Source organism: Methylobacterium sp. E-045 (assembly GCF_022829685.1).
Lineage (GTDB): Bacteria > Pseudomonadota > Alphaproteobacteria > Rhizobiales > Beijerinckiaceae > Methylobacterium.
Genome location: NZ_JAKSYE010000037.1, coordinates 1 through 4144, shown reverse-complemented (window position 1 = coordinate 4144; position 4144 = coordinate 1). Strand labels below are relative to the sequence as shown.

Below are 4144 nucleotides of genomic sequence, written 5' to 3'. Positions count from 1 at the left end.
TCACCAGGGCCTCGGCCGGCTCGTCCATGATGACGATGCGGTTGGCCTTGGTCTTCCGGAGGAGGGCCTCGATCTCCTGTCGGGTGGTGATGACGGACACCTTCGTGTCCTCGGCGTAGGCCCGGCGCGTCATGCTGCGGCTCCGATGTCGAGCGCGTCGGCCGGTGCGAGCGGCGTCCAGCGGATCAGCACGCCTCGGAAGACGCTGACGTCCGGGTGCTCGGCGCGCCAGAACACGCGCATCTCGTCCCACGATCGGAATCCGTCGAGGACGGCGAAGGCGTCGAGGTCCTTGTCGGTGCGGATCCACCCGTCGTTCGCGAAGACCATTCGCAGGCCGAAATCGAGGCGGCACGGATAGACCGCGATGCACGGCACCCGCGCGATGAGCCGGCACTGCCGCGTCCGCATCCCGGTGTAGAGCTGTAGCTCCTCGCCCGGCCGCGCGTGGCGCTTCCGATCGGCGCGGATCGTCTGCGCCTTCGTGCCGGCCATGATCGGCGGGCCGAACTGTTTTTTGAAGCTGTAGGCGACCATCCGGCTACTCCGCTGCGAAGAGGTCTGAGGAAGGTGCGCGCGCCCGGCACGCTGCGACCTGCTCGAGGCGCCGCTGCCCGATGGCGGCCCGTTCGGGGATGCCGGTTGCGATAAGCTCGCGCGCGACGTGCTCCGTTGGCCCGTATCGGTCGGTGAGGACGGCGCCGGCGGCGATTGCGAGCGCCTTCTTCCCCTTGGCGATGTCGAAGTGGACCCACGAAGCACTGCGGTGCTTGCCGAACGAGAGGGTCGGGTGCCCCTGGATCCACTTCCGATCGACGCCGATGCGGTCGACCATCGCCAGCAGCTCGGGCAGCGTGTCCGCCCAGAGGTGGCACATCTTCATCCGGCCGAAGCCGTGCTCGACGTCGTCGACGTAGACGGTCATGGCACTACTCCGCTGCGAAGAGGGTCATGGGGGCGGGATCGATCGGGCGGCGATCGCGCTGGCGGCCGCCCTCGAACTCGATGGCGTCGGCGTTCGCCGCAACGAGGGCGTCGGCGAGGTCGGGGCAGACCGAGTTCCCGCAGGCCGCGCCCTGCTGTTCCAGGGTGAGCGGGATGATCGTCCCGTCCTCCAGCTCGCCGCGATCGATCACGTAATCGGGCCGGAAGCCCTGCGCGTTGAACCGCTCACGGGGCGTCAGCATCCGCATGCCGATGTCGACGATGGCGTAGGGCTGCCCCTGGATGGTCACAGTCACTACGCCATGCCGGGGCTTGGCGGTGAGGGTGTGCAACGGGTCGGCCGGGCTCTGTGAGGGCTCGCCGGCGCCGTAATATTTCTGGATGAAGGCGTAGACGGCCGCCGCGTGGTTGCCGCCGGCCGAGAACGTCGGGGTCGGCGCCTCGATCGATCCATCCCGGCGGTCGGAGCCGCGCAGGTTCAGCATGTGGGCGGCCACGACCTGCTGCTGCGATCCCTTCTGGCTGATCGTCGACACGGGCTCGCGGGCATCGTGCCCGACCACGCCGAGGTTGTGCTGGGCGAGGAAGGCGGCGACGACACCGGCCTTGCCCGCTCCGCCGGCGGTGATCGTCCCGACGGGCTCCTCGACGTCCGATCCAACCGACGCGCCGAACTGACGGGTCATATGGATCGCCGCGAGGCTTCCCTCATTCCCGGTCGGCACGACGACGGGGAATGGCTCCTCGAGCGACCGGGCGCGCGGATCCTGGCCGGGCCGCTCGCCGTAGCGCGGGACGAGGAAGCCGGAGACGATTCCGAGCGGGGCCGCGCCGCCGCCGTGGGTCTCGCTCGCATGCGAGGTAACCGTGTGCAGCGGCTCGTCAATCGGATGCCCGGTGGCGCCCCGATTGAACTTCGTCACGAACGGCGCGACGATCGTGTTCTGATCCTTCGGACTGGCCGTGATCGTGTGGAGCGGGTCGGTCGCGTCCCGGTTCATGCCGCCCTGCTGGGCGTAGCTGACGAAGGGCGTCACCAGGGCCTCGCCCCGGCTGGCCGTCATCGTGTTCGCAGGCTCGTCGATGTCGTATTCCCGGCGCCCGCGGCTGTCGCCGTGGTTCACGCTGACCAGGAACGGCTTCGCCGCGTCGAGGACGTACCGCTTCGTGCCCTTGGCGATGCGGGCCATGGTGGCGTCGGCGAGCGGACGGTTCGCGCGGATTCCGTGCTTCGCTTTGATCTCGGCCGATGTCTCGAAGATCGACGGGCACGGCAGCGACCAATCGATGATCTCGGCGGCGGTCCGCCACGGGAGCAGACGGCCGGACAGGACGGCCTCGGACTTCGGATCGCCGTGGGTTGCGGCCGGCCACGCAGGCGGCTTCCCGTCGCGGCGAGCGATCAGGATCAGACGCTTCCGGATCGTGGGCGCGCCATAGTCGCAGGCGCGCAACTCCCGCCATTCCACGATGTAGCCCATGGCCTCGAAGGCAGCGACAAAGCTGCGGAAGGTCGCGCCGCGCTGGACAGGACACGGGCGGCCGTCGGCGAGCAGCGGACCCCAATCCTGGAACTCCTCGACGTTCTCCAGGTGAACGAGGCGCGGGCGCTGCCACTTCGGCAGGCTCTTGATCCAGCGGACCCCGACCCATGCGAGGCCGCGGATCGCCTTCTCGCGCGGCTTCCCGCCCTTCGCCTTGCTGAAGTGCTTGCAGTCCGGGGACATCCAGAGAAGCCCGACCGGGCGGCCGGCGCACAGCGACACGGCGTCGACGTTCCACACATCCTCCTCGACGTGGTGCGTGTCCGGATGGTTGATCCGGTGCATCGCGAGGGCGATCGGGTTGTGGTTCAGCGCATAGTCCGGGTCCCGCCCGAGCGCGCGGCGGATGCCCTCGGACGCGCCACCGCCGCCGGCGAAGCTGTCGATGATGAGCGGGCGGGTCATGCCACGCCCTCGCAGCGGATCTTCGCGAGATCGCGCTGCAGCTCTTCATCGATCAGATCGGTGAGCAGCGTGCCAAAGGCGATCGCCTTATCGACGGTTAGCTGCCCGGCGGCAAAGATGTCGCCGTTGGCGTCGTGAAGGCGGATCGTCAGGTTCCCGCACTGGCAGGAATCGCACCCGACGAGGCTGATGGACTTAGCCATCTGGAGATCGGAGCGCACGGCCATCACGCGGTGCCCTCAATCGGGCCGACGCTCATCCGCACGGCGGTGCGCACGATGGCGAGGACGTTCCTGCGCAGTTCGGCGTCCTGGATCGACGCGTAGGCGCGGAGCAGGTCCACGGCCCCGGCCTCGGCGAGGATCGCGAACATCTCGCTCTGCCCCTCGGACTCGTCCTCGCCGAAAAGGGCAGAGACCGGTACCTCCAGGACCTGGGCGACCTGCTGCAGGCGACCACCGCTGACCCGGTTCGCGCCCTTCTCGTATTTCTGGACCTGCTGGAACGTGACGCCGATGGCCTGGCCGAGTTCGGTCTGCGACAGGCCCTTGGCCTTGCGCAGGGTGGTGATGCGCAGGCCGACGGTGCGGTCGACGTCGGTGGCGGACTTCGTGTTCATGCGGCTTTCCTCTTCTTCGGCTTGGCGGGCTCCGGGGTCTCGCGCTGGTGCGCCCATGTGCGGATCTGCGGGTACGTGACGCCGGTCAGCGTCCGCTACGCTTGGCGGCACTGCTCGATGCTGAACATGCCGGTGTGGGTCTCGTCGGTGGTCAGGCCCATCTTGTCGGCGAGGTAGGCGTAGACGCGGGTCCGGGCGGCGCGGCGGATATGCTTGCGGGCGCGGTCGTCCTCGGGCTGGTAGGCGCCGCACTGGTCTGCCTTCTTCCACAGCGGGTCGATCCTGCTGTGATGGAGCGTCATGCGCGCCTTGCGCAGCTCGGGCCCGGCGGGCGTGCCGAGGGCATCCTCAGTGCCGGGATGGCAGCCGACATAGGCGTTCGGGCACACGTCGCACTTCCAGATCGGTAGAGCGGCAAGGTCCCGTCGGTGCGGGTAGATCTCGGCGCCGTCGGTGAGACGCGCCGGGGTCTGACAGGTCGGGCAGATCGGGGCAGCCATCACGCGGCCTCGCTCTGGTCGCCGGGGAAGCTCTCGTCCGCCGTGGTCGCGGTCGCGTCGAGCTCGTCCTCGATCTCGTCGAGCGCCTGGCGGGCCTTGTCCTGGAGGTCGGCCTTCCACTGATTGAGCGC

General features: G+C 69.0%; 6 protein-coding genes. All 6 read right to left on the bottom strand.

Annotation, left to right across the window (positions count from 1 at the left end; genetic code table 11):
- Window positions 1-129: 129 nt before the first annotated feature.
- The gene (locus MKK51_RS04950) at window positions 130-537 is read right to left on the bottom strand and encodes a hypothetical protein (protein ID WP_243975369.1); all 408 of its coding nucleotides are present in this window, start codon (window positions 535-537) and stop codon (window positions 130-132) included.
- Between the two features lie 4 nt (window positions 538-541).
- A complete protein-coding gene (locus tag MKK51_RS04945) occupies window positions 542-925 on the bottom strand; it encodes a DUF4031 domain-containing protein (protein WP_243975368.1) in 384 nt (127 codons plus the stop codon).
- A gap of 4 nt (window positions 926-929) precedes the next feature.
- Window positions 930-2894: a DNA cytosine methyltransferase gene (locus MKK51_RS04940; protein ID WP_243975367.1), complete on the bottom strand. Its 1965-nt coding sequence runs from the start codon at window positions 2892-2894 to the stop codon at window positions 930-932.
- Window positions 2891-3121 (bottom strand): hypothetical protein, encoded by a 231-nt coding sequence (locus tag MKK51_RS04935; RefSeq protein WP_243975366.1) that lies wholly within the window; start codon window positions 3119-3121, stop codon window positions 2891-2893. Before MKK51_RS04935 ends, MKK51_RS04940 begins: the two co-directional genes overlap by 4 nt.
- Window positions 3121-3513, bottom strand: coding sequence for a helix-turn-helix domain-containing protein (locus tag MKK51_RS04930; RefSeq protein ID WP_243975365.1), 393 nt, complete (start codon window positions 3511-3513; stop codon window positions 3121-3123). The genes MKK51_RS04935 and MKK51_RS04930 overlap by 1 nt, the downstream gene beginning before the upstream one ends.
- A gap of 95 nt (window positions 3514-3608) precedes the next feature.
- Window positions 3609-4013 (bottom strand): zinc-finger-containing protein, encoded by a 405-nt coding sequence (locus MKK51_RS04925; protein ID WP_243975362.1) that lies wholly within the window; start codon window positions 4011-4013, stop codon window positions 3609-3611.
- Between the last annotated feature and the right edge of the window lie 131 nt (window positions 4014-4144).